Annotated in this window: 22 protein-coding genes; 8 read left to right on the forward strand and 14 right to left on the reverse strand. The window is 66.2% G+C overall.

The window, feature by feature from the left end:
* The first annotated feature begins 53 nt into the window (after positions 1-53).
* Positions 54-1094, forward strand: coding sequence for a polysaccharide deacetylase family protein (locus RPB_RS17720; RefSeq protein WP_011442390.1), 1041 nt, complete (start codon positions 54-56; stop codon positions 1092-1094).
* Positions 1095-1241: 147 nt separating this feature from the next.
* Positions 1242-2213, forward strand: a complete 972-nt coding sequence (locus RPB_RS17725) for a DUF2336 domain-containing protein (protein ID WP_011442391.1) — start codon at positions 1242-1244, stop codon at positions 2211-2213.
* A 250-nt stretch (positions 2214-2463) separates the two neighbouring features.
* Here RPB_RS17725 and RPB_RS17730 read toward each other — a convergent pair whose 3' ends face one another.
* Genes RPB_RS17730 through RPB_RS17740 form a run of 3 tightly spaced genes read right to left on the reverse strand, consistent with a single transcriptional unit; the run spans position 2464 to position 5471 of the window.
* Positions 2464-2811: a DUF1491 family protein gene (locus tag RPB_RS17730; RefSeq protein WP_011442392.1), complete on the reverse strand. Its 348-nt coding sequence runs from the start codon at positions 2809-2811 to the stop codon at positions 2464-2466.
* A 43-nt stretch (positions 2812-2854) separates the two neighbouring features.
* Entirely contained in the window at positions 2855-3658 is an 804-nt protein-coding gene (locus RPB_RS17735) for a peptidoglycan-binding domain-containing protein (protein WP_011442393.1), read from the reverse strand.
* A complete protein-coding gene (locus RPB_RS17740; protein WP_041798325.1) occupies positions 3651-5471 on the reverse strand; it encodes a sensor histidine kinase in 1821 nt (606 codons plus the stop codon). Before RPB_RS17740 ends, RPB_RS17735 begins: the two co-directional genes overlap by 8 nt.
* 402 nt (positions 5472-5873) lie before the next feature.
* On the opposite strand from RPB_RS17740, the gene RPB_RS17745 reads away from it, so the two are divergent.
* Positions 5874-6272: a DUF5330 domain-containing protein gene (locus RPB_RS17745; RefSeq protein WP_011442395.1), complete on the forward strand. Its 399-nt coding sequence runs from the start codon at positions 5874-5876 to the stop codon at positions 6270-6272.
* Positions 6273-6388: 116 nt separating this feature from the next.
* Positions 6389-6817 carry a SufE family protein gene (locus RPB_RS17750; protein WP_011442396.1) on the forward strand — a complete coding sequence of 143 codons (429 nt, stop codon included), beginning with the start codon at positions 6389-6391 and terminating at the stop codon, positions 6815-6817.
* Between the two features lie 452 nt (positions 6818-7269).
* Here the strand turns inward: RPB_RS17750 and RPB_RS17755 are convergent, their stop codons facing one another.
* The 3 genes from RPB_RS17755 to RPB_RS17765 all read right to left on the reverse strand — a co-directional run bounded on the left by RPB_RS17755 (position 7270) and on the right by RPB_RS17765 (position 9773).
* Positions 7270-7866, reverse strand: coding sequence for a DUF6456 domain-containing protein (locus RPB_RS17755; protein WP_011442397.1), 597 nt, complete (start codon positions 7864-7866; stop codon positions 7270-7272).
* 374 nt (positions 7867-8240) lie between these two features.
* Positions 8241-8660 (reverse strand): MucR family transcriptional regulator, encoded by a 420-nt coding sequence (locus RPB_RS17760; protein ID WP_011442398.1) that lies wholly within the window; start codon positions 8658-8660, stop codon positions 8241-8243.
* A gap of 171 nt (positions 8661-8831) precedes the next feature.
* A complete protein-coding gene (locus tag RPB_RS17765) occupies positions 8832-9773 on the reverse strand; it encodes a hypothetical protein (protein ID WP_011442399.1) in 942 nt (313 codons plus the stop codon).
* A gap of 301 nt (positions 9774-10074) precedes the next feature.
* Between RPB_RS17765 and RPB_RS17770 the strand changes: the two genes are divergently transcribed.
* Both RPB_RS17770 and RPB_RS17775 read left to right on the forward strand, forming a co-directional pair.
* A complete protein-coding gene (locus tag RPB_RS17770) occupies positions 10075-10854 on the forward strand; it encodes a class II aldolase/adducin family protein (RefSeq protein ID WP_011442400.1) in 780 nt (259 codons plus the stop codon).
* 227 nt (positions 10855-11081) lie between these two features.
* Entirely contained in the window at positions 11082-12485 is a 1404-nt protein-coding gene (locus RPB_RS17775; protein WP_157038859.1) for a methyl-accepting chemotaxis protein, read from the forward strand.
* 230 nt (positions 12486-12715) lie between these two features.
* Here RPB_RS17775 and RPB_RS17780 read toward each other — a convergent pair whose 3' ends face one another.
* The 7 genes from RPB_RS17780 to RPB_RS17810 form a co-directional block, all read right to left on the reverse strand.
* Complete coding sequence (locus tag RPB_RS17780; protein ID WP_011442402.1) at positions 12716-13012, reverse strand: DUF3325 domain-containing protein; 297 nt, start codon at positions 13010-13012, stop codon at positions 12716-12718.
* On the reverse strand, positions 13009-14586 hold the full coding sequence (locus RPB_RS17785) for a PepSY-associated TM helix domain-containing protein (protein ID WP_049824704.1): 1578 nt from the start codon (positions 14584-14586) through the stop codon (positions 13009-13011). Before RPB_RS17785 ends, RPB_RS17780 begins: the two co-directional genes overlap by 4 nt.
* A 64-nt stretch (positions 14587-14650) precedes the next feature.
* Positions 14651-14926, reverse strand: a complete 276-nt coding sequence (locus RPB_RS17790; protein WP_011442404.1) for a DUF3649 domain-containing protein — start codon at positions 14924-14926, stop codon at positions 14651-14653.
* Positions 14923-15645: a DUF4198 domain-containing protein gene (locus RPB_RS17795; protein ID WP_011442405.1), complete on the reverse strand. Its 723-nt coding sequence runs from the start codon at positions 15643-15645 to the stop codon at positions 14923-14925. The genes RPB_RS17790 and RPB_RS17795 overlap by 4 nt, the downstream gene beginning before the upstream one ends.
* A gap of 256 nt (positions 15646-15901) precedes the next feature.
* Positions 15902-18187: a TonB-dependent receptor gene (locus RPB_RS17800; protein WP_011442406.1), complete on the reverse strand. Its 2286-nt coding sequence runs from the start codon at positions 18185-18187 to the stop codon at positions 15902-15904.
* A gap of 364 nt (positions 18188-18551) precedes the next feature.
* Entirely contained in the window at positions 18552-19958 is a 1407-nt protein-coding gene (locus tag RPB_RS17805; protein ID WP_011442407.1) for a M20/M25/M40 family metallo-hydrolase, read from the reverse strand.
* A 20-nt stretch (positions 19959-19978) separates the two neighbouring features.
* Positions 19979-21589: a helicase HerA-like domain-containing protein gene (locus tag RPB_RS17810; protein ID WP_011442408.1), complete on the reverse strand. Its 1611-nt coding sequence runs from the start codon at positions 21587-21589 to the stop codon at positions 19979-19981.
* Positions 21590-21912: 323 nt separating this feature from the next.
* On the opposite strand from RPB_RS17810, the gene RPB_RS17815 reads away from it, so the two are divergent.
* Together RPB_RS17815 and RPB_RS17820 are read left to right on the forward strand one after the other, a co-directional pair.
* Positions 21913-22296 (forward strand): hypothetical protein, encoded by a 384-nt coding sequence (locus RPB_RS17815; protein ID WP_011442409.1) that lies wholly within the window; start codon positions 21913-21915, stop codon positions 22294-22296.
* Positions 22297-22315: 19 nt separating this feature from the next.
* Positions 22316-22723, forward strand: coding sequence for a DUF4332 domain-containing protein (locus RPB_RS17820; protein WP_011442410.1), 408 nt, complete (start codon positions 22316-22318; stop codon positions 22721-22723).
* Between the two features lie 225 nt (positions 22724-22948).
* Here the strand turns inward: RPB_RS17820 and RPB_RS24270 are convergent, their stop codons facing one another.
* Positions 22949-25216, reverse strand: a complete 2268-nt coding sequence (locus tag RPB_RS24270; protein WP_198135126.1) for an SIR2 family protein — start codon at positions 25214-25216, stop codon at positions 22949-22951.
* Between the last annotated feature and the right edge of the window lie 24 nt (positions 25217-25240).

Here is a 25240-nt window from a genome sequence, read left to right on the forward strand (position 1 = left end):
ATTTTCCGAGCAAGTTGATCGCGGTTGGCGGTGATCCGGTTCGGGAGTTGGGTATGCGTAGAGTTGCAATGTTGACGGCCGGGTGCAGCGCCCTGGCGGTTCTGGTCGGCCTCGGCGCCGGCCGCGCTTATTTCTCCGCGCCCAGCGCCCCGGCGACGGCCGCGGCCTCCACCGAACTCACCACCGGCGCGATCGCGTCGCGCTGGCCGGCGCCGACCGCCGAAACCTCCAAAGCGCCGGCGCCGAAGGTCGAGCCGGTCGTCGCCCGCGAGCCCGCGGCAGCGCCGGCCCCCGCGCCCGCCCCGGCCCCGATGCAGCAGGCCTGCCGCAATCCCAACGCGCTCGGCATCTCGCGCACCGTCGAGATCGACACCACCGGCGGCCCGGGCCTCGGCATGTCGCAATATCGCGACTACGACTTTCTGCAGCCCGGCGAAGTCGCCCTGACCTTCGACGACGGCCCGTGGCCGGTGAACACGCCCGCCGTGCTCGCCGCGCTGGCGGCGGAATGCGTCAAGGCGGTGTTCTTCCCGATCGGCAAACATGCGAGCTGGCATCCGGCGATCCTCAAGCAGGTGATCGCCGCCGGCCACACCGTCGGCTCGCACACCTGGTCGCACGTCAATCTCGCCGGCAAGCCGTTCGCCGAGGCCAAGACCGAGATCGAGAAAGGCATCAGCGGCGTGGCGCTCGCCGCCGGTCAGCCGATCTCGCCGTTCTTCCGCTTCCCGCAGCTCCGGCAGACCGCGGACCTCAAGGCGTATCTCGGCGAGCGCAACGTCGCGGCGTTCTCGATCGACGTCGACAGCGAGGATTTCCGCATTCACAAGCCGGACCAACTGATCGCCGGCACGATGGCCAAGCTGAAGAAGACCGGCAAGGGCATCCTGTTGATGCACGATTTCCAGAAGAGCACCGCCGAAGCGCTGCCGGAATTGCTGTCGCAGCTCAAGGCCGGCGGCTACAGGATCGTGTTCATCACCGCCAAGGACAAGATCGCGACGCTGCCGGAATACGACGCGCAGGTCGCCCCGGCGCAGCCGACCGCGAGCAATGCGCGGCCGATCGCCAGCGTGATCCGCACCGTCAAGTAATCGTCGTCCCCGACCGGCGAGCGCAGCGGCATCACCGCTGCGCTTTCGGCGTCCGGCTCGCGTCGGCCTCTTAACGAAGCCTTTTACTTAACGCCCCATTAAACTCGGCACGCTAGTTTCGGCGGAGTTGTCCAGCTTCGCGACGCCATGACCCAGCAGCCCCCCTTTCCCGGTTTCGACGGCCTGATGGCGCTCTCGCATCGCGAGGGCGTCGACATCCGTCCGACGCTGCTGCGGGTGCTGACTGACCTGTATGTGCAAAGCGCCTCGCACACCCGCGAAGAGGAGCAGCAGTTCGTCGAACTCACCTCGCGACTGATCGACGAGGTCGACGACGCGACCCGCGCGGCGGTGCGCGCGCGGCTGTCGATCTATCCGCACACGCCGCCGGCGATCGCGATGCGGCTGTCGTTGCGCACGTCGAGCGAACAGCGCGTGCCGCAGGCCGAAACCATCGCGCCCGCGGGGGCCGAGCCCCCGACCCGGCCGCAGCGGCCGCCGACCGAGGCCGAGCAGCGCGCGTCGAGCCTGCCGATGCAGCCCGACGATGCCGCCCAGCTCGACCAGATGTTCTTCGCCGCGGCCACGCGCGAGCGCGCGCTGATCCTGCACAATCTCGCCGACGCGCCGTTGCGCCCGGCGGCGCGCGTCGCACCGCACCGCGCCGCGCGCGCGATCGCGACGCTGCACATGGCGGCCTATGCGGCGGATGTCGAGAACTTCACCCGTGAACTCGGCGACGCGCTGATCCTGTCGACCGGCGCCGCCGAGCGCGTGGTGTCGGACCAGGGCGGCGAAGCGCTGGCCTGCGCGATGAAGGCGCTGGGCATGCCCGGGCCGGTGTTCGAGCAGGTGCTGATGTTTCTCGATCCCGAGCTCGGCGCCTCGGTCGACCGCGTCTACCGGCTGTCGCGGCTGTACGATCGGCTCGAGGAGCGCACCGCGCTGATCATGCTGGCGGCATGGCGCGGCGCCACCGTGGCGACGACGCGGGCGAAATATCGCGCCGCGCTGTACGACGACGAACGCCATCGCGCCCGCGCCGCGACGCCACACAGCGGCCGCCCCGCGGTGCAGCCCGGCTCCGCGCTGCCGTCGCGCACCGGCACCGATCGCTAGTAGCAGCGGCCATCGATCGCGACCTGTTTCCGGGACGTCATCCTGAGAGCCTGCCCCGGACTGGATCCGGGGTGCGAGCGACCGAGCCTCGAAGGACGTCATCCTGAGGTGCGAGCGCAGCGAGCCTCGAAGGATGGAGCGGCGAGTCCATGCGGCCATCCTTCGAGGCTGCAAAGGTCCGTCCACGGACCTTTGCAGCACCTCAGGATGACGCTTACCAAGTCGAGATAGAAAGTCCTGCGATAACCGATCAGCCCGTTTTGGCCAGATCGAGGAAGTGCCGCCCGGCGCGGTCTTCGGTCTCGACGATCCAGATGTCGGGATCGAACCGGATTTCCCGGGCGAGCCGTTCGTCCACCGCGCTCTCGGGCTGCGGCTCCGCCGACACCGGGGCGAACACGCGCTCGAACGGCCGGTCGTCGTCATAGGCGGTCTGCGGCGCCGGCGCGTACAACATCGCGGTGCGGTCGGGCAGCACCACTTTGACGAACACCGCGCCCGCCTCCTCGGCGCCGCGCCGGCTCACCGCGCCGAACACGCCCTCGGACTGGCAGCGGCGCAGATAGGCCGACACCCAGATTGAACTCTTGAGTCTCATGGCGGGAGGTGTAGGCCGCCGGCCGCCGCAAAGCCAGACCCGGCTACTCGATCGGCCGGCCCGTCACCACGCCGAGCTCGCGGATCAGCCGGTCCGAGATCTGCCCGGTGACCGGCAGGCGGCGGGCGCGTTCGAAGCGCTGGATCGCCGCCTGGGTGTCCGAACCGACGGTGCCGGTCGGCTTGAGCTGTCCGTAGCCGTAGTCGGTCAGCGCGCGCTGCACCGACGCGATACGCCGCGACGAGGTGATCATGTCGCCGACCGGATCGCGTGACGCGGTCGGAATCCCGGCCGGCGGACGCGGCACGCCGGGCGCGGCGGACGGTGCGGTGTTGTTGCGCAGCAGATTGCCGAGCGGATCGCTCGGGTCGGCATTGGCGGTCCGAACCCGCGCCTGCGGCTCGGCACGTTTGCTGTCCGCCGGCCGGATCTCGATATGCCTCGGCTCGGCCGGCTTCGCCTCGGCGGCTCTGGACTCGGCCGGCTTGGGATCGGCGGCTTTCACGCCGATCGCGGTCGGCTCGAGCAGCGCCGCGTCGAGCGTCCGGGTGTCGGCGCGCAATTCGGCCGCCGGGCGCGGACGCGGCAGCGTCACCACCGACACCGACGACGACGCGGCCGGGGTGCGGCCGAACATCGGCGACGGGTGATGCCCCGCCTGCATGAACATCGCGTTGGAGACGATGGCGATCACCGCGGCGGTCGCGAACATCGCGGCGACGACGTCGCGCGGGCTGTGCGTCAGCAGACGCATCGCCAGCCCCCGCTCGTCGCTGTCCGCGACGGCCGCTGCAGCGGCGCCCCGGCCTCGCCGCGGCGCGTCGTCGTCCTTCCGGGTCTTACGCACTCTTCTTCACCTGATAGTCCGGCCGTTGCGGCTCTGTCGGTTGCGGCGGCGCGAGCGGCGTGACGTTGGTCAGCGCCGGCTGCGCCAGCGGCAGCGATACCGTGACGGTCGTCCCCCGATCAACCTCGCTTTTCACCTCGATGTCGCCGCCGTGCATTCCGACGAGGCTCTTGACGATCGACAGGCCGAGGCCGGTGCCTTCGTGGCGGCGCTGATAGGTGGTGCCGGCCTGGAAGAACGGATCGCCGATCCGCTTCAGATCCTCGGCCGCGATTCCGACGCCGGTGTCGCTGACCCGCAGCACCAGCCGCGCGCCTTCCACCATCGCGTCGACCGACACGGTGCCGCCGCGCTCGGTGAACTTGATCGCGTTCGACACCAGATTGAGCAGGATCTGCTTGAACGCGCGCGGATCGCCGACGATCTCCGGCAGGTTTTCCGGCGCGCGCGTCACCAGGTCGATGCCGTTCTCGCGCGCTTTCAGCGCCAGCAGGTTGCAGCAATTCAGCAGCGCCGGCCGCGGCGCGAACGGCTCCGGCGCGATCTCGAAATGGCCGGACTCGATCTTCGACATATCGAGGATGCCGTTGACCACCGACAGCAGATGCTGGCCGGAATCATTGATCAACTGCGCGTATTCCTTGCGACGCTCCGGCGCGAGCATCAGCTCGTCCTCGTGCAGGATCATGTCGGAGAAGCCGATCACCGCATTCAGCGGCGTGCGCAGCTCGTGGCTCATGGTGGCGAGGAAGCGGCTCTTGGTGGCGTCGGCGCGGCCGGCCTCGGCGCGCGCCTCCTCCAGCGCCTGTTCCTGCTGCTTGCGGTCGGTGACGTCGCGCATCACCGCGACCACGTCGGCCTCGCCCGCCGCGCTCACGACCCCGGTTTCGAACGGCCGGCAGCGCATCTCCAGCCAGATGAATTCCGCCGCGCTCGGCCGGCCGCGATCGTCGCGCGCGACTTCGCGGCGGACGCGGAACTCGACGCTGCGCGCTTCGCCGCCGCGGCCGGCGTCCGACAGCGCCTTGAGATAGGCCGGGCGATCGGCGACATGGACGCGGTCGAACAGGCCGTGCCCGGACAGAGCCGACGCAGGCACGCCGATCAGCGCTTCGACCGCCGGCGAAATGAACTGCACCGCGCCGTTGCGGCCGTGGCGCGAAATCACGTCGCTCATGTGCCGGGCGAGCAGCCGGTAGCGCTCTTCCTCGACGCTGAGCAGCGTGTCGCTGGTGCGCGTCAGCGATTCCGATCCGAACGCGAGACCGGCCGCGTACAGCGTCGCCGATGCGACGCTGACCGCCATCAGCGCGCCGTGCGACACGTCGCCGGCGGGCGCCGCGGGCAGCCAGCCGAGCTGGCCGATCGCGATCAGCACGGCGGCGGCGCCGAGCGCCAGCATCGCGGCGAAAGCGACGACGCGGCGCGACGCCGACAACGCGGCCTCGAGCGGCACCAGGATCAGCCAGATCGCGGCGAAGGAGGTGATGCCGCCGGTGAGCGTCGCGATCACCAGGATCAGGCCGGTCAGCGACAGCGACGACAGCACATGCGCGCTCTCGTAGCGGCCGGTGCGCGACAGGAACCACGACAGCAGGATCGGCGCGATCAGCCAGGCGAACGCCAGCGCCTCGAGCGCGGTCGGCGCGCCGCGCATCGCCAGATAGATCGGAAACGCGGCGAACGCCGCGAGGCTGCCGAACAGCCGCGGCGCGATGAAGGCGCGATGCCGCGCACTCGCGAGCGCGTCGTAACGCGCCGACGGGTGCAGCAAAGCGTCGAGTCTCTCGCCGATGATTCTGGATAGTGCCACGCTGTCCGCGCTCGCTGTCGCTCGTGACGGGAGGTAGCGCCCCCGTTTCTGGTTGGCGCCCAACGTGTCAGAGCGACCTTAAACGAAAGCTAAGGCGTTCGAACAGCGCGCGGCGTCGCCGGATTTGCGCCGCGTTCGTCGCCGCATTCGGCACGGATGGTGAATGCATCGTTTCGAATTCGGTCGCGATATGGTTTCGAATTGGTGGACGCGCGGAGCGCACGGTTTCGAAAGCCGTGTTCCATCAATCGAATATTTACGCCGAATCGTCTCGCCGTTTGGATTTTACGGTTTTTCCTCGAATTGTAAGTAACCGAAACACTCGGAGTTCATCGGCTGAAGCTACGCAAGGCTTCGATTGCGAGGACAATCGCAACGGGACTTGGACGACGGGGTCGCGAGATGTTTTTCCTGCTTCGATTGACGTTCTGGCTGGGGCTGGTTCTGGTGCTGCTGCCGCGCGAGCAGACGCCGGAATCGGAAAAGCTGCCGCAGGTCGGCGCCTCCGATGCGGTGTCGGCCGCGAGCGCCGCGGTGTCGGATTTCAGCCAGTTCTGCAAGCGCCAGCCCGCGGCCTGCGAGGTCGGAGAACACGCCGCCAGCGTGATCGGCCATCGCGCGCAGGAAGGCGCGCGCAAGGTCTACAGGCTGATTATCGAAAAGCGCTCGAGCGACGAGACCGGATCGATCGATGGCGGTGACGCCGACGTCGCGCTCGGCACCGCGCCGCGCGACACGCTGAGCCCCGCCGATCTGCAGGTCGAATGGCATCCGCCCGGCGAGGACAGCGCCGCGAACTGACGCCGCGCTCCGACTTTCAGACGAGGGTCGCCGATATCGCTTTCGAGCGCCTGCAATACCCTATATCTGTACGACTAGGTTCCGCCGCGGGCCGCGACGAGCAGATACGGGTCATGATGACGATCGACGAAATCAGAGACAATTTCGCGCTGCTGGACGATTGGGACGATCGCTACCGCTACGTGATCGAACTCGGCCGCACGCTCGATCCGATGCCGGAGGACGAGCACTCCACCGCCAACAAGGTCAATGGCTGCGCCAGCCAGGTCTGGCTGTCGCGCCGGCTGACGCACAACGCCGACAACCAGCCGGTGCTCAACTATCTCGGCGACAGCGACGCCCACATCGTGCGCGGGCTGATCGCGATCCTGCTGACGCTGGTGTCCGGCCGTACGCCGCAGCAGATCCTCGCCGCCGAGCCGATCGCGGTGTTCGACGAACTCGGCTTCCGCGAGCACCTGACGCCGCAGCGCTCCAACGGCCTGCGCTCGATGATCGAGCGCATCAAAGCCGACGCCCACGCGACCCTGGCCGCGTCGAGCTGATTCGAACGCGTCATTCCGGGGCGCCGCGCAGCGGCGAGCCCGGAATCCATGTGCGCTGTGTCCGCGTGATCGGCACAGCCGTTATCGAAACTGGTATCGAGACGATAGCGCAAGCACTGATTCCTCATCCTGAGGAGCCCGGCGAAGCCGGGCGTCTCGAAGGATGGGGCGACGCAGTGCCGGCGGCGCATGGTTCGAGACGGCGCTGCGCGCCTCCTCACCATGAGGCTGTGTCTTGCTAGAGCAGCTCTGGTTTTGATGGAATCACCGCCGTCATCCTGAGGTGCCCGCTGGGCCGCGCCATGCGCGGCCCAGCGGGCCTCGAAGGATGAGCCGCAAGCGCCTTGGCCGCATCCTTCGAGGCTCGCTGCGCTCGCACCTCAGGATGACGACTCTGCACGCGAGAATACCGCGTTGCTTCAATCATTCGATGAAGTGCTCGAGAGTCGCAGCTACCCCACCACGAACTCGGCGCCCTCGGCGAGCCAGCTGCGCAGCTTCGGACGGGCCGTCCCGGACGGCGGCGCCAGGCCGTAGTGCCTCGCCAGGCGGTCGAGCGCGAGTTGCAGCACCACCTTGGCGGAGCGCGCCGGCCAGCCGCGTTCGCGCTCGACGTCCTCCAACCCGCGCAGAAAGCAGCAGACGTCGAGCAGGATGCCGGAAAACTCCGGCCCGCAGGCCTCGACCGCATGCTGCACACGCTGGCGCGATGCCACCACCAGATCGGTCATCTCGCCGGCCCCGCCGCCGCGCCCGGTCGGCGCCCCCCAGTGCGAGGTCACCCGCGGCGTCAGGTTGCCCCGGGTGAAGTCGGCGCGCAGCCGCTCGCCGGCGGCGAACTGATGATGGCTGATCAGGCTGCGGCCGTCGCGGCCCTTGCGCCGCGCCAGCCACGCCAGCGGGCTTTCGCCGTCGTCGATGGTGACGCGGGCGACGCCGTCGGCGGTCATGATCTGACGCTCCGCCAACGACAGATGCTGGGCGCGAAACGCGTCGATCTCGGCCTTCGCGGCCTCGCGGGTGCTGGCCTGGCGACCGCGGCGCTTCATCGTGCCGCTCCCGCGCGTCGCGACCCCGCCGGGGCGGTCGCGTACAGACCAGAGATGAAGGCGGAGCTGCGCCGAGGAATTGCAATCACCATGGTGCCGGCCTTTCTGAGAACATCCACAAAAGGAATATATTCTCACATGGCCGGAGTCGCAATCCCCTTGGGGGGAATTATCGGACTTTTTTCCTCATTGGGCAAGCCCATGCTTCTTGACCCTCCCCTGGAGGGGGAGGGTCGACGAACATCGCGCAGCGATGTTTGGCGGGGTGGGGTGAGAAGCGGGCACGGCGGATGAACTCTTCGCCACCCCACCCCGCTCGCTGAGCGAGCGACCCTCCCCCTCCAGGGGAGGGTGGGGCAGAGCCCCTCACCCGCCTACTTGCTGCGCCGGCGGCGCTGCTGGCCGAGGCCCATCTTCTTGGCGAGTTGCGAGCGCTCGACCGCGTAATTCGGCGCGACCATCGGGTAGTCCGACGGCAGGCCCCATTTCTCGCGATATTGCTCGGGGGTCATCTTGTACTGGGTGCGCAGATGCCGCTTCAGCGATTTGAAGCGTTTGCCGTCCTCGAGGCAGATCAGATATTCCGGCGTCATCGACTTCTTCAGCGGAACCGCCGGCTTGGCCGGCTCCAGCGCCGGCGCTTCGGCGCGGCCGCTCGACAGCCGCTGCAGGGCGGCGTGCACCTGCCCGAGCAGGCTCGGGACCTCGCCCGCCGGCGTCGGATTGTTGCTGACATAGGCCGACACGATGGTCGCGGTCAGTTCGATCAGGCTCTTGCCCGCGGCGTCGCTCATGGAAGGATCGTCCAATCGGCTGAAGGCCGGCGGCGGAGGTTCCGCGCGCCACGCCCGTCGAATCTCGGTTGCTCGGCGATGTTCGGCAGGCCGCGTGCAAAACGCAACAATGACTTGCCAATACAGAACTCTATTTCGCGCCGTTCAGTCGCGGCAAGGTAGACCAAAAGCTCAAGCGCGCTGATCGAGATGCTCGCGCAACTCGTCGATCGAGGCGAATCGCATCATGCCTTCGGGCATCTGCGCCTCGATCGAGCCGTCGGAATACAGCGAATAGGCCATGCCGTCGACGACGCCCGACTTCAGCACCGTCACCTCGGTCATCTCCTCGCTGCGCGGCGGCGGCGAGCGCTCCAGCAGGGCCGGGCGCTCTGGTGCCGCGGCGGACGGCTCGCGTCCGTCCTCGCCGCCGGGCGCAGGCCGGTTGCGGCGCGGACCGACGTCACCGCGCGGCCGTTCGGATTCCGGCCAGGCCTCCTCGAAAGTGCGCGGCGGGAACGCTGGATCGGCGGCAGGCGCGCGGGCGGCACCGTCGCCCTCCTCCGCGGCGGCAGATTCGGCAGCCGATTTGGCGGTCGATTTGGCAGCGTCGCGTTCGCGTTCCTTGCGCGAACTGGAGAACAGCAGATTGCGCTTTTTCGGCGCCGGCTCGTCCTCGGGAGCCGCAGGCGCTGGCGGCGGCGCGGTCGGTTCGCGTAGCCGCGACCGCAGGCGGTCGCGGGTGGCGGCTTCGTCCTGCCACGGCATCGACCCGGGAGCCGGACCCGCATCCGGCGGCCCGGCGGATGGCGCCGGCTCGGGCCGGTCGCCGGGAAACAGCGGGCCATCCTGGGTGTCGGGCGCGGCCGGTGGCGGCGGGAACACCGGCCGTGGCTTCGGCGGCGCCCGCTCGACCGGAACCCGATCCACGACGTCCTCGGTGAGCGCGCCCATCGCGCGGAGTTCGCGAACGACCACATGCAGGCCGAGCAGAATCGCGCCGGTGCAGCCACCGACGACGCCCGACATGATCAGGGTATTGCCGAAGCTGAATTCCTTCACCGGAACGCCGAATCCGATCGAGATCAGCCCGGCCAACAGGAAGCCAATTCCGGCCACCAGTAGAAAAATCATCCCAAACTCCCGTCCGCCGCTGCTCGCGCGGCGGCCGCCTGCGGCACGATAACGTCATATGATCCGCAACGGCAATCGCCGTTCCGCTTTGCAAACAACTTGTTGGGCGTGGATTCGGGGCCATTTCGCCGATTGCGAGCACGCCGATCGCGGCCCGCGCCCTGCCCCGCCCGGTCCGCGAGCGCCGCCAGATCATGACTGCTGCGCGTGCTGCGACTTGCTGCGACGCATTCGCACGACTAACCTCAGCCCCAATCATCGCGCCATCGAGCAACAGCAACGCGCAATCAGAGGGAACGCCATGTCGCCAGCGGAAGCACGCCTGAGAGAAGTCCCGTCGGATATGACCGAGGCCGAATGGGAGCAGCGGGTCAATCTCGCCGCCTGCTATCGCCTCGTCGCCTATTACGGCTGGGACGATCTGGTCGACACCCACATTTCGGCGCGGGTGCCCGGGCCGGAGCATCACTTCCTGATCAATCCCTACGGCCTGATGTTCGACGAGATCACGGCGTCGAGCCTGGTCAAGGTCGACCTCGACGGCAACCAGCTCACCCAGAGCCAGTACAAGATCAACCCGGCCGGCTTCACCATCCATTCGGCGGTCCACGAAGTCCGCGAGGACGCCGGCTGCGTGATGCATCTGCATACGCCGGACGGCACCGCGGTGGCGAGCTGTCAGGAGGGCCTGCTGCCGCTGAACCAGACCGCGCATTTCGTCACCGGCGACCTCGCCTATCACGACTACGAAGGCGTCGCGCTGGATCACGACGAGCGCCCGCGGCTGCAGCGCGACCTCGGCAAGAAGAACCACATGCTGCTGCGCAATCACGGCACACTGACGGTGGGCCGTTCGGTCGCCTCCGCCTTCGAGCGGATGTACCACCTCGAGCGCGCCTGCACGATGCAGGTCCGCACAAGGATGCTGGGCCCGACCGCCTATCCGGTCGAGAACGTGGTGATCGACAAGAACCACAATCTGATCGCCAACCAGGACGCGATGGAGCTGCGCTCCACCAAGCTGGTCTGGCCGCCGCTGCTGCGCAAGCTCGACCGCATCGACCCGAGCTATCGCAACTGAGAACGCGCGGAGCGGTTGAAAACCCGCCGCGGCCGATGTAGACTTAAGTCACACCCCTCTACGCGATCGACGACAAACGCCGCCCAATTCCGGGCGGCGTTTTTGCGTCGGGACAAATTCGACGCGTATCACCGGTATTCGCGCCGAGCGCGCGCGCTTCCCAACTAACAATTAACACGTGCGATTCATTGTGCGGACGAATTCGATGCACCCCGATGCGAGGTCCCATGTCGATTCTATCGGTTGCACGCAAGGCGTTGCGCGACGGCAGCGACGAAACCTCGACCGGCGCGGCGACACCGGCCGCTGACCTGGTAAACATACGAGCCCGCGACGACGCGATCGCCGCCTGTCTGCGCCGGATCGCCGAAGGCGATTACGAGGTCGTGCTGCCGGCGGGCGACGATCCGCTGTCGCAGGCGGTCGGCGCGCTGTTGCAGCGGCTGTCGGGCAACGCCTCCCGCAATCTCGACCGCATGGTCGACCTCAGCATCCAGGGCAGCGAGACGGCGATGTCGTCCGCTTATTTGCTGTCGTCGACCCGCGAGATCGACCAGCGCACCCAGGCGCTGGCGAGCGCGAGCGAGGAGATGGTGGCGTCGATCGGCCAGATCCGCGCCACCGCCCAGGCCGCTGCGACCGAAGCGACCGAGATGCAGATCAGCGCTGATCGCGGCATGACGACGGCGAACTCGGCCTCCGCCGCGATGGGGCGGGTCAGCACCACCGCCGAGCTGGCCTCGGCGAAGATCACCGCGCTCAGCGAAGCCTCCGAAGCGATCGGCAGCATCGTCGGGTCGATCGACGCCATCGCCCGGCAGACCAACCTGCTGGCGCTCAACGCCACCATCGAGGCGGCGCGCGCCGGCGAGGCCGGCCGCGGCTTCGCCGTGGTCGCCACCGAGGTCAAGAGCCTGTCGCAGCAGACCTCGAACGCGACCGTCGACATCCGCAGCCGGATCGACCGGCTGCGCGAGGACATCGCCACGATCGTCGCCGCGATGGCGGACTGCACCGGCGCCGCGGTCGAAAGCCGCGAGGTGGTCAACACGCTGGGCGAAGCGATGGCCGGCGTGTCCCGGCGCGTCACCGGCGTCACCGACGGCATGTCGGAGATCGCCACCATCCTCAATCAGCAATCCGAAGCCTCGCGCGAGATCGCGACCGGCATTTCGGCGATCGCCGAGATGACCAAGAACAGCGTCGGCCAGGTCGGCGACATCTCCGACCAGCTCGATCACGTGCAGTCGCTGGTCGATAGCGAATTGTCGGAACTGTCGCGCATGACGTTCGACGGTCTGATCGAGCGCCTCGCCAAGGCCGATCACATCACCTGGAAGAAGAAGCTCTGCGACATGGCGGTGGGCCGCGCCAAGCTCAACGCCGACGAACTCACCGACCACCATTCCTGCCGGCTCGGCAAATGGTACTACGGCGACGGCTCGCTGCAGTCGCGCAACGCCCCGGCCTTCCGGGCGCTGGAGAAACCGCACGCGCTGGTGCACGATCACGGCAAGAAGGCCGCGCGGCTGTTCCAGTCGGGCGACCTCGCCGGCGCGATCGCCGAGATCGAATGCGTCGGCGACGCATCCAAGGACGTGCTGCGGCTGCTCGACGACCTGGTCAAGTAACAGCACTCGAGCAGTACTGCGGCTGGAGCAACTTTGCTTTCGATGGAGTCAGACCCGGCTGCCGCCGTCATCCTGAGGTGCCCGCTGGGCCGCGCTGTGCGCGGCGCGGCGGGCCTCGAAGGATGGGCCGCAGGCAGCTTTGCCGCATCCTTCGAGGCGCGCTACGCGCGCACCTCAGGATGACGACTCTGAAGAGAAGGCCGCATGCTTCAATCAATTGATGAAACGCTCTATCGGCGCCGCGCGGTCCGTCCCGCCATCCGCACGCGCGCGATCAGCGCGCCATACACCACGGCCGCCGCCATCGTGGTATGGCCGCTGAACATCACCAGCCCCAGCCCGAAACCCTGCCGGGCGACCAGCCATCCCAGCGCCAGCAGCAGCGCGATGGTGCCGACGATGCGCAGCCCGCGCACCGGGCCGCGCGGCAGCGAGCGGCCGATCACGTCGTGCTGCTGCCGGCGCGTCGCCAGCGCCAGCGCGGCGAAGCCGATGAGGCACAGCGTGAAGGCGAGCGCGTGCATCATGGCGCGGTCTCGCCGGCGGCGGTGCCGATCGGCGATCGCCGCTCGGCCTTGCGCCCCGCCGCCGCGCCGGCCGGTTGCCGCGCCGTGCGGATCGCCAGCACGGCGTGCAGCGCCGCCAGTGCCCAGCACATCAGCTCGATTCCGGCGAACTCCCAGTCGCCCTCGGCCAGGCTGCGCCACAGCGGCCGCTGCGTCGTCACCGCGTTGAGCACGGGGACCAGCGCCAGCAGCGCCGCCGCCGTCCAGAGCTGCTCGCGCCACGCCGCCTTGGCCGGCCGCAGCAGCGCGTGCAGCAGCGTCAGCCCCCAGACGATGAAGAAGACATGGATTTCCCAGAACGGCCGCTCCGCCATCGCGACCGGCAGCAGCCGGTTGCCCCACAGGAACGCCGTCATCGCGATCGACAGCCCGGCGATGCTGGCGATGTTCAGCCGCTCGACCAGACGGAAGCCGAAATACGGCCGCTCCGGATCGGGCAGCTTCGCCCGCCGCTTGACGATCCACAGCACCAGCCCGGTGCCGACCATCGCGGTGCCCATCAGGCTGACCAGGAAATACAGCCAGCGCGTCGCGATGTCGCTGAAGCGGCCGAGATGCAGCGCATACAGCACGCCGCGGGTCTCGGCAGCGGCGCCGACGCGATCGTGCACGGCGAGCAGTTTCCCGGTGACGCCGTCGAATTCGATGTAGTCCGGGCTCATCGACACGCGCCCGGCATCACCGCGGGTGACCGCGATGCGGGCCGTCGCGTCGCCCGGATTGGTGGCGTTGACGCGCCCCGCATCGGTCGTCCCCCAGCGCTGCTGCGCCTGCCGGACCATCGCCTCGATCGACGCCAGCGGCACGGTCTCGCCGCTCGGCTTGCCGGCCTGGGCGAAGGCATTGAGTTCGGCGCTGAGCTGCTGGCGCTCGGCCGGCGTCTTGATGGCGGCCCGCTCGCCCCACGGCACGTACAGCGCCATCAGCGTCACCAGACCGGTGTAGGTGATCATCACATGGAACGGCAGCCCGAACACCGACAGCGCGTTGTGCGCGTCGAGCCAGGAGCGCTGGCCCTTGCCCCAGCGGAAGGTGAAGAAGTCGGTGAAGATCTTCTTGTGGGTGATCACGCCGGCGACGATCGCCACCAGCATGGCCATCGCCGCGAGACCGGCGAGCAGCCGTCCCCAGAACGGCGACATGTAGTAGAACTGGAAATGAAAGCGATAGAAGAAGTCGCCGCCGAGCGTGAGGCGCGCCGCGACGCGATGGCCGGTCACCGGATCGAACAGATCCTGTCCGAACCCCCGCGCGCCCGGTCCGCCGCCGGGAAGCCGCCAGAACGCGTAGACGGTGTTGCTGCGTCCGTCGGGAAGCTTGATGCTCCACTGCGTCGCGCCCGGCGCGATCGCGCCGATCTCGTCGGCGACGCGCTGCGCCACCACCGCTGGATCGAGCGGCTGGGTCAGACGCGGCTGCTCCGGCCGCATCCATTGCGACAGCTCCTCCTTGAAGAACGACACCGTTCCGGTGAGGAACATCGCATACAGCACCCAGCCGAGCAGCAGCCCGGCCCAGGTGTGCAGGCCGGACATGCTCTGCCGGATGCCCCGTCCCGCCACGCGCTGATCATTCTGCGGCTTCACGGCGTGTCCTTCGTCAGACAGACCACGCCAGCGGCGCCAGCGCCGCGGCGACGATGAGCAGGCCGATCCAGGCTTTCAGCGCGCTGCGCACCGCGAACACCCAGATCACCACGCCGGTGCAGATCGCGAAGCTGGCGAGCTGACCGGTCAGCACCGCCTGCGGCTTGCTGAGCGGCAGCGCCAGCACGGCGACGCTGAACAGCGCCGCCAGCGCATAGCCGCCGAGCAACGCCGCGACGATTCGCGAGACCAGCGGGCCGATCACCCGCGCCCGCCGCAGCGCCGTCATTTCGGCGCGGTCGGCGTCGCCGCCGGGCCCGCGGGGATCGGCGGCAGGCCGTCGGCCTGCATGAAGGTCAGCGTGGTGCCATAGACCACGGCGTCGAACTTCTCGCCGGCGCGTTCGCCCGGCGTGCGATCCGTGTAGCTGACCTCGACGACGTAGACGCCCTTCCACGGCATCTCGAAACTCACCTGCCCCTGCGCGTCGGTGTGCGCTTCCTTGGCCCAGCCGGATTGCGTCGTCAGCGTCACCTTGGTCTTCGGCTTCGGCTGATCCTTGAACACCAGCTTGAATTCGCCGGTCTTGCCGGTGGGCACGAGGTCGAGCGGCAGCTTGGGCGGCAGCGCGGCGAAGCCGGTGATCAGGCGCGCGGCCGGATGAAACCAGTTGCGGACCTCCTTGTCGGGCTGCTTCCAGGTGTAGAGCGGGTAGTTGGCATCCTGCGCGACGATGCTGTCGCCGGCCTTGGCGGCGAACGGCAGCGTGAAGCCGGTCGCGGTCTTGGTGGCGTCGACGGTCTGCTCGCCCTTGGCGGAGATCAGCGTCGCGGTCGGCTTGCTGAACTTGTCGAGCAGGCCCGGCGAGACTTCGCGCAGATTGTCGCCGAACTCGCCGAACCGCACCACCGCGTTCTGCCCGTCGGCCTGCTCGATCCAGATCTGATGCGCCTGCGCGGAATTCATCGCGCCGAGCAGCGCAACGAGGGCGATCGAAAGCTTGTTCATGGCGGTTACCTTCAGGGTTCGTTGCATCTCTATTGCGCCGGAGCTCTCTTCACCCTCCCCTGGAGGGGGAGGGTCGGCGGGTAGCGCGCAAAGCGCGCTGCACGACGGGGTGGGGTGAGCAGCGAGCACGGCGGATGAACTCTTCGCCACCCCACCCCGCTCGCTTCGCGAGCGACCCTCCCCCTCCAGGGGAGGGTGGTGCTCAAATGCGATCGTCCACCCCGCGCGCGGGGAGAGGTGAACTCGGGACGTCCGATCAGAAATCGAACGCCGCGGAGAGGATGTAGGTGCGCGGCGCGCCGACGGTCACGTAGGTGCCGGTGGTGAGCCAGTAGTTCTCGCCGGTGACGTTCTCGATGTTGAATCGGAAGGTGACGGGCTTGCCGGTGAGCGCGGTGGTGGCGTAGCGCGCGCCGATATCGAGCCGGGTCCAGTCCGGGAACTTCACCGTGTTGGCGGTGGTGAGATAGGAGCTGCCGGTGTAGATCACGCGGCCGTTGAGCGAGAGGCCCTGCACCCACGGCGTATCCCAGTCGAGACCGGCCGAGAACGTCTTGTCCGGCACGCCGGCGGCGTCGTTGCCGCGCTGGGTCTGATCGCTGGGATTGGTCAGCTCGGGCTTGACGAAGGTCGCGCTGACCATGCCGCGCAGGTTCGGCAGGATCAGGCCGTAGGCGTTCAGCTCGACGCCGCGGTTGCGCTGCTCGCCGTCGTAGAGCCGCTCGTTCGCGGCCGTCGTGATCAGGCTCGGACGGGTGATCTGGAACACCGCCGCGGTGGTGGTGATCAGCCCCCAGTCGACCTTGATGCCGGCTTCCTGCTGCTTCGACTTGTACGGCGCCAGCACCGTGCCGGTGTTGGCATAGGTGCCGGTGACGATCGTGCCCTGGCTGAGACCTTCGGCGTAGTTGGCGTAGAGCGACACGTTGTGCCACGGCTTGACGACGATGCCGGCGAGCGGCGACGTCGCGCTGGCGTCGTAGCCGCTGGTGAGCGCGCCCGTCGTGATGCTGAAGCTGTCCTGCTTGACGTTCTGCTGGCGGACACCAGCGGTCAGCAGAATGGTATCGTTCAGGAACGACATCGTGTCGACCACCGCGGCGCTCTGCAGCGTGGTGTCGGCCGAGTGCTGCGGCGCGGTCCGTGGCAGCGTGATGCTCGGCAGCGGCGACGGATTGTAGATGTTCGACGCCGCCCTGTTGCCGATGATATAGGCGTAGCCGTACTCCTGCTGATAGCCGGTGTAGACGAAGTTCAACTTGTGGCGGATGAAGCCGGTGTCGAACTGCGAGCGCAACCCGACATTGCCGCTCACCGTCTTGCTGTAGGAATCGTAATAGTTGTTCTGCACCGTGAAGTTGCCGAGCGCGTCGACCGCCGTCGCCGAGGACGGGAAGGTCTGATAGTTCGAGCCCTCGCGATAGCCGACGCCGGCATAGGCGGTCAGCCAGTCGGTCAGGTCGTATTCCGCCGCGGTCGCGATGGTGTTGTCCTTCTGCCGCAACTTCGTGCCGGGGTACCAGTTGCTGCGCGCGTCCGGCGCCGCCGGAATGACGTTGCCGATCGACGACAGGCTGACCTGCGGACGGAAATTGTCGGTGTCGTCGTTCTGCGAGAACGCGTCGAGGGTCCAGCGGAACCGCTCACCGCGATAGTCGATCGCCAGCGCGCCGAGGCCGCTGCGGAAATTTCCGTCGTCGATCGAGGCCTCGCCGTTGCGGCCGACGCCGTTGAAGCGGACGCCCCATTCCTTGTTGGCGCCGAAGCGCCGGCTGGTCTCCAGATGCAGGCCGTAGCTGGCCGCGCTCATGAAGAACGGCGTCAGCCGCGAGAAATCGGTCTCGCTGGCGCGCTTGGTGACGATGTTGATGCCGCCGCCGATGCTGTTGCCCGGCGCGATGCCGTTGATCAGCGCGCCGGGACCCTTCAAGAGCTCGATCCGCTCGATGATCTGCGCCGGCACGCGCTGCGACGACGCGAGCCCGTAAAGGCCGTTGAGGCCGACGTCGGTGGCGGCGACAGGAAAGCCGCGGATCTGGAAGGTGTCGTCGAAGCCGTTGGCGCCGGTGGTGGTGCGCACCGACGCATCGTTGATCAGCGTGTCGGCGGCGGTGCGCGCCTGCTGGTTCTCGATCAACTCCGAGGTGTAGTTGACCGTCGAGAACGGCGTGTTCATCACGCTGGTCGCGCCGAGCAGGCCGAGCGTGCCGCCCTGCGCCACCTGCCCGCCCGCATAGGCCGGGGCCGGCGCGCCGATCGTGCGCGTGGTGCCCATGGTCGGCGGCGCCACCGGGGCCGGCGGCCGCTCGGCGGTCTGCCGCGGCGTCACCCGCGCGGCGCGCGGCGCAGCGGCGCGCTGCGGCGTGACGCGGGTGGTGCGTGCGCGCTGTTGCGGCGCATCGACCGACACCGGCGGCAGCACCCGCGGTTCCGTGCTCTGTGCGCGGCCTTCCGAGATCCCCGCACCAGTCAGGCACATCGACACGACGCTCGTCGCCACGCCGACACACCAACGATTCTTGTTGTTCTTGAAGTAACTCACCTGACGCCCCCAGTTCACGTAGTCGAGCCGTGACTAGGGGAAGCAGGATGGTGAGACAACCGACGCGACTTAGAATGACTTTACACTTGCGCGCAGGCCTGCACCTGCCCGCGAAGCGTGTGGCGAGATTAGAACGAATCCACGCGACGGCGACGCTGCGACGTCGCCACCGTCGGCGACGTGCATCCGCAACGATTGATGAGGAAATATATGCGCGGACGCGCGCGGCCACCGCCGGTTCCACCGCGGCGCGCGCGGGAACTTTTCGCCGCGATATTAGAAGCCTTCGACGATTGCGCGCGCGCCGACCCTCGGCGAATGGTGACTCGCGCAAAGCGAGGTGACATCGTGCCGCAGGAGGGATTTACGTTTTGGCCACAGCCAGCGCGCCGAGAATCCGCACCCAGGAGCGGATGCCCTTCTGGAAACTGTTGAGGTCGTACTTCTCGTTGGGCGAATGGATGTTGTCGTCGTCGAGCCCGAAGCCGACCAGCAGCGTGTCGACGCCGAGCGTGCGCTTGAAATCCGCCACGATGGGAATCGAGGCGCCGGAGCCGATCAGCAGCGCCTCCTTGCCCCATTCTTCGGTCAGCGCCTGCTTCGCCGCCGCCAGCGGCTTCATCGTCCAGGGAAGCGCGATCGCCGGCGCGTTGGAGTGGTCGAGGAATTCGGCGCTGCAATCGCCCGGCAGCCGCGCGGTGACATAGGCGCGGAACGCGTCGCGGATCTTCGCCGGGTCCTGGCCTTCGACGATCCGGAACGAGACCTTCGCCGAGGCCTCCGCCGCGATCACCGTCTTGGAGCCCTCGCCGGTGTAGCCGCCGACGATGCCGTTGATGTCGCAGGTCGGCCGCGACGAGATCTGCTCGATCAAGAGGCGATCGTCCTCGCCGGCCGGCAGCGACAGCCCGATCGGCTTCAGGAACGTCTCGGCCGTCAGCCCCAGCCCCTTCCATTGGTCGAGGATCTCCGGCGGCAGATCCTTCACGCCGTCGTAGAAGCCCGGAATGGTGATGCGGCCGTGCTCGTCGTGCAGCCCGCCGAGAATCCGCGTCAGCACCCGGATCGGATTCTGCGCGCCGCCGCCATAGATGCCGGAATGCAGGTCGCGGTTGGCGGCCTTGATCTTCACTTCCTCATAGACCAGCCCGCGCAGCGCGGTGGTGATCGCCGGCGTGTTCGGGTCCCACATCCCGGTGTCGCACACCAGCGCGAAATCGGCGGCGAGATCCTGCTTGTTGGCCTCGAGGAACGCCACGAAATTCTTCGAGCCGACTTCTTCTTCACCCTCGATCACGATGGTGAGGTCGATCGGCAGTTCGCCGGTCGCGGCCTTCCAGGCGCGGCAGGCCTCGACGAAGGTCGAGAGCTGGCCCTTGTCGTCCTGCGCGCCGCGCGCGACGATGATCTTGCGGCCGTCGGCGTGATCGGTCACCACCGGCTCGAACGGCGGCCGATGCCACAGTTCCAGCGGATCGACCGGCTGCACGTCGTAATGGCCGTAGAACAGCGCGTGCGGCCGCGCGCCGGTGTTGCCTTTCGCTTTCGCGACGATCGCCGGATGCCCCGCCGTCTCGCGCACCTCGGCGTCGAAGCCGAGCGAAGCGATGTCGGCGCACAGATGTTCGGCCGCCGCCCTGCAGTCCGCCGCGTAGGCCGGATCGGCCGAGATCGACTTGATCCGCAACAGCGCGAACAGCCGCGCCAGCGCGGCGTCGAAATCGGCATCGGCGCGCGCGAGCGCGGCCTGGGTCTGCGAGTTGGTGGGCATCTGTTTTCCTTGGTGTGAGTTCACCGCCGCAGCAGGCCGCCCAGCGTGCCGCGCACGATCGAGCGGCCGACCGAGCTGCCCATCGCGCCGCCGACCTTCTTGCCGAGCTGCGCGGCGATGCCGCCGACCACCGTGGTGGCGACGGTGCGGGCGACGCCGCGCGCCACCACCTGCCCGGTGGTGAGCTTGCCGCGCGGCGTGTTGGTGCCGAACACGGTGGAGACGATGCTGCCGAGCTGGCCGAGCAGCCCGCCCTCGCCCGGCGCGGCTTCGGCCCCGGCATTCTTGCCTTCGATGCGGTCGCGCAACTTCTCGTAAGCCGATTCCGAATCGATCGCGGTGTCGTATTTGCCCTTCATCGGGCTCGCCTTGATGATCGCGGCGCGTTCCTCCGGCGTGATCGTGCCGATCCGCGCCGACGGCGGGCGGATCATCACCCGCTCGACCATCGCCGGCGTGCCGTTGCCTTCGAGGAACGACACCAGCGCCTCGCCCTTGCCGAGCTCGGTGATCGCCTTCGTGGTGTCGAGCTTCGGATTGGGCCGGAACGTCTCCGCCGCCGCCGCCACCGCCTTCTGGTCGCGCGGCGTGAAGGCGCGCAGCGCATGCTGCACCCGATTGCCGAGCTGCGCCAGCACGCGATCCGGCACGTCGATCGGATTCTGCGTCACGAAGTACACGCCGACGCCTTTTGAGCGGATCAATCGCACGACCTGTTCAATTTTATCCATCAGCGGCTTCGGCGCGTCGTTAAACAGCAGATGCGCCTCGTCGAAGAAGAACACCAGCTTCGGCTTGTCGGGGTCGCCGAGTTCGGGCAGTTCCTCGAACAGTTCAGACAGCATCCACAGCAGGAAGGTCGCGTACAGCCGCGGATTGGACATCAGCTTGTCGGCGGTCAGGATGTTGACCACGCCGCGGCCCTGGCCGTCGGTGCGGATGAAATCCTTGAGCTGCAGCGCCGGTTCGCCGAAGAAGCTGGCGCCGCCCTGGTTCTCCAGCACCAGCAATTGCCGCTGGATGGTGCCGACGGTCTGCTTGGTGACGTTGCCGAGCGACGCCGCGGCCTGGCGGATGTCGGCATTGACGTCGCCGTTCTCGGCGACCTTGGCGGCGATCGGCGCGATCGCGTCGAGCATCGCGCGCAGATCCTTCATGTCGACCAGCGGCAGGCCCATGTCGTCGGCGACGCGGAACGCGACGTTGAGCACGCCCTCCTGGACGTCGTTGAGATCGAGCATCCGCGACAGCAGCAGCGGCCCCATCTCCGAGACGGTGGCGCGCACCGGATGGCCCTGCTCGCCGAACACGTCCCAGAACACCGTGCTGAATTGATCGGGCTGGAACGCCAGCCCCATCGCGGCGGCGCGCTTCAGGATGAAGTCCTTGGCCTCGCCGACTTCGGCGATGCCGGAGAGATCGCCCTTGATGTCGGCGGCGAACACCGGCACACCGGCGCGCGCAAAACCTTCGGCCATCACCTGCAGCGTCACCGTCTTGCCGGTGCCGGTGGCGCCGGTGACGAGGCCGTGGCGATTGCCGAGGCCGAGCGTCAGCCAGGCCGGCTGCTCGCCTTTGCCGATGAAGATCTTGCCGTCGCTATCGTCCGGACCGGTTTCGCTCGCCGTCATCGTGCCGTTTCCCCGCGCATCGACGAGCGAGCCGTTGGCGGCTCGTCGCGCCGCATATCCTGCATATCGTCGCAGACTGTTCAACGATCATTCGCGCCGACCGAATGCCGCAGCGCCACGCGCGCCGCCGTCGCGAATCGCTCCGGTCTTAATCTCTTGGTAGGAGCCGGTCGGGCAACACCGCCGTGCAACGATGCAACACTCGCGAATCGAATCCCGCGGAACAGCGGCTTCCCCCGCGCGCGTTGCTTGTGTTTCGGAACGCGGAAGATCAGGATGATGCGACAAGTACAATCCGGCGGACAACCGGCGGCGGGGGCGTAATGGACGAGTTGATTGAGCGGCTGGCCGACAAGGCCGGCCTGGAGAAAGCTGTTGCCGGAAAGAGCGTCGGCATCATCCTCGGTTTTCTCCGCAACGAGGGTCCGCAAGAACCCGTTCAGGCCCTGATCGACACCATCCCCGGCGCCGAGGCCGCGATCGAATCCGCCAACGAATCGCGCGGCGGCCTCGGCCGGCTGATGGGCGCGAGTCTGATGGGTGGCGGCGTGATGGCGATGGGCGCGCGGCTGATGGGGCTCGGCCTCGGCATGGGCGACATCAAGAAGCTCGCGCACGAACTGTTTCACATCGGCCGCGAGAAGATCGGCGCCGATCGGATGCAGACGATCATCGCCGAGACCCCGGGCCTTCGCCAATTCACGTGACGCGTCAGTTTCGAGTCCAATGACATATCCCATCACACAGATCGACGGCATCACCGTCGCCGCCGCCGGCAAGCTGAAATCCGCCGGCATCCGCACCACCGAAGCGCTGCTCGAAGCCGCCCGCACCATGCGCGGCCGCAAGGCGCTGGCCGCCAAGACCGGCCTCAGCGAACAGCAATTGCTGGAATGGGCCAACATCGCCGACTGCATGCGCATCCCCGGCATGGGCAAGGCCAAGGCCGAACTGCTGCGCGCCGCCGGCGTCAACACCTTGCGCGAATTCACCCACCGCAACCCGGCGCGGCTGGCGCAGAACATGAAAGAAGCCAACCTCAAACGCAAACTCGTCCGCGCGCTGCCGTCGGAGAAAGAAGTCGGGCAGCTGATCGAGGAGGCGCGGAAATTGCCGCTGAAGATTAGTTATTGAGGGGGGCACATCACCTACTGCGGATGACCGCCTCTTTTGAGGCACGGCAACCGTCTGCTCGCAGGAATTTCGCTATCTGTTGTTGAGCAATGGCATGAGTGAGCCATTGATCAATGGTCAATTGCACGATCATTTGAATCGTCTTTTGCGTTCAGCAAATAGCGGACGACACCTCGGTTTCGGTAGGACACTTTATCGCCAATTGACCCAAGGCCGACCCTGCAACTATGCTCCGAGCAGCAACGTTCGCTTAGCAGCTTCAAGGTCGGACTTAACTTGGTCAGATCCTGTCTCCGCTCTAACTGCAGCGCTCAGCCCCGAAATCTTATGCAACAGATCGTCCACCGCAGCCAAGCACTTCGTTTTCTGCGAACCGGTGAGATCCGCAACCCTTGAAGCGACAAACGGCAACCAGCCCTCTAGGACTCTTACTGCATAAGCCCGATGGTTTTGATCACCAATCATTCCCGAAACTAATTTAGTCGAGTACAGAATCATCTTAATACGGCTTACAGACCTACCCACTTCAGCCTTTTCCTCCAGCTTCAAATACAGGCGAAGGGCAAAAGTGTCCAACTGATAGGTCGCAAAATCTCCAGCTTCGGCGGCCTTGCGGTACGCCGTCCTAAGAAAACCTTCCGCAATTTCGGCTGAATCCGCTTCAGTCATAGCGATTGCGTACTGCAACCAAAACAGCGGCTCCTCTTGAATGCCGACATCTCGCTGCAGTCGGCCATACAAACCAATGATCTTGTTCGCGCCATCGGGAGCCTCTTTGGACAAGCTCAAGAGCGCTGAGTAACGCATTATATTACTTAGTATCGCACGGTATTTTCTTTCCTTTTTGCGCTGAACGGCCGCGATCAATACCTTCTCGACAACGGGGAATATCTCATCAACCGAGAAAAGACGACGGAGAATGTAATCCGAAAACACCGGCGATCTTGCTTGAATCTGATCATCGTCAAGCCGAAAAATATCGATGGCGACCTCTCGGTATTTTGCAAGCGTGGTGTGCGGGTCCGCATCGAGCGCTTCAAGATATAACGATGGATCACCAGTCTGATTGATCCAAGATAACAGCAATCCCAGAATGGTGACCGCTGCAGCAGATCGATCAGAGCGCAGCGGAGCTAGCGATTCTCGAATCCGACGCTGAATGAATTCGTTCTCGTAGATCGTGGCAACGACTTCACGGATGTCGGCACAACTGCGTATCCTATTTTCAAGATCGTCCTTAAGAGCTCCGGCCGGCACCAAGAGATCAATGAAGTCCGAACGATCTTCGGCATCAAACTCATTGAGATTCACGCGCGCAATCGACGACGGAAACCGCGTTGCAATTTCGTGCAGCCTAACGTCCTGAACGCCGCTCCGCACGCAAACTATAAATCGCGCGTGCGGCAAAAGCTCATACAGGCGATCGACGGAATCAATCGCAACATCATAACTGTCAAATAGAATCGCCACTTTTGGATGATCCACTAGCGCTTTAGCCTCGCGGTCAATGGCTGGCGACATGGCACTGCATCGGAAACATTGATAATCTAGAGCCATCAGATGAAAGGCGAGTATCCAAAGGAATATAGATTTCCCATTTCCCAGGCGGCCATGAAGAAGCGTCGTGCGATTTTGTACCACTTGCTGAACAGCCCGCCGCGCCATCTTCTGGCGAGGTATTACATACTTCCCATTGGGCAGAGTTGATAAAGCACGCTGTGAGTCAAAAGCACCGAAGGCCACTAAGTTGATTACCTCCAGCGAGGTCGGTTGAATTACTGTCTTTTGATCTTTGAATGGATCGATCCAACGAAGAATTCGGAGATTATTTAGGTCTGCAAGCGGCGGTGGCGCGCTAAGCGACCGACATATCTGAGCAAACCCTTTCGTTTCTATCGGATGGGCTTCTCCATACTCCTCGATGTGCTCCACCAATAGGGAGTCCAGAGGCGGTCGAAGCACGAAATAAGTCCGGAGTTTGGACTGCTCGGGATTAACGAAAAGAGCTGTGACGTGTGGATCAGCAAGGCTGTAGCCAACAAAAAAAATGGCTTCGCAAAATCTTATGTCTCGCAAGAATTCATCATACCAAGGAGATTTCGCAAAGAATTGCCTTATATAGGACTGCCGCCCGAGCACGAGCTGTTGGTGAATATTCTCTTCGGTGGCTTTCTTGATCACACCGTGAAGGTGAATCACAGCACCGCGTGGAACGCGTGCGGGCTTCGGGTCGTCGTAGTTGTAAGAAGGCGACTTGATGCCGTTCTCATGAAACGCCAGTTCTACACTATCATCGTAGTTCGTCGTATAAATTCGTTGCCAGCGAAGCTTCAAAATTTCGCGCTGATCGACGCTCAGATTGCTTATCGTAAATAGCCGACGCAGTGATTGATACATATTCAGCTCAGGTCGCCTGCGAAAGGCGTCTGCGAGCGCCTGCAAATCGTATTTCCCGCGAGCCACTTTCAGTTCGTCCGCCAACAGGTCGCACAATTGGTCTCCTGCCGGTGGATGTCC

This window comes from Rhodopseudomonas palustris HaA2, from assembly GCF_000013365.1.
Taxonomy (GTDB): Bacteria; Pseudomonadota; Alphaproteobacteria; order Rhizobiales; family Xanthobacteraceae; genus Rhodopseudomonas; species Rhodopseudomonas palustris_J.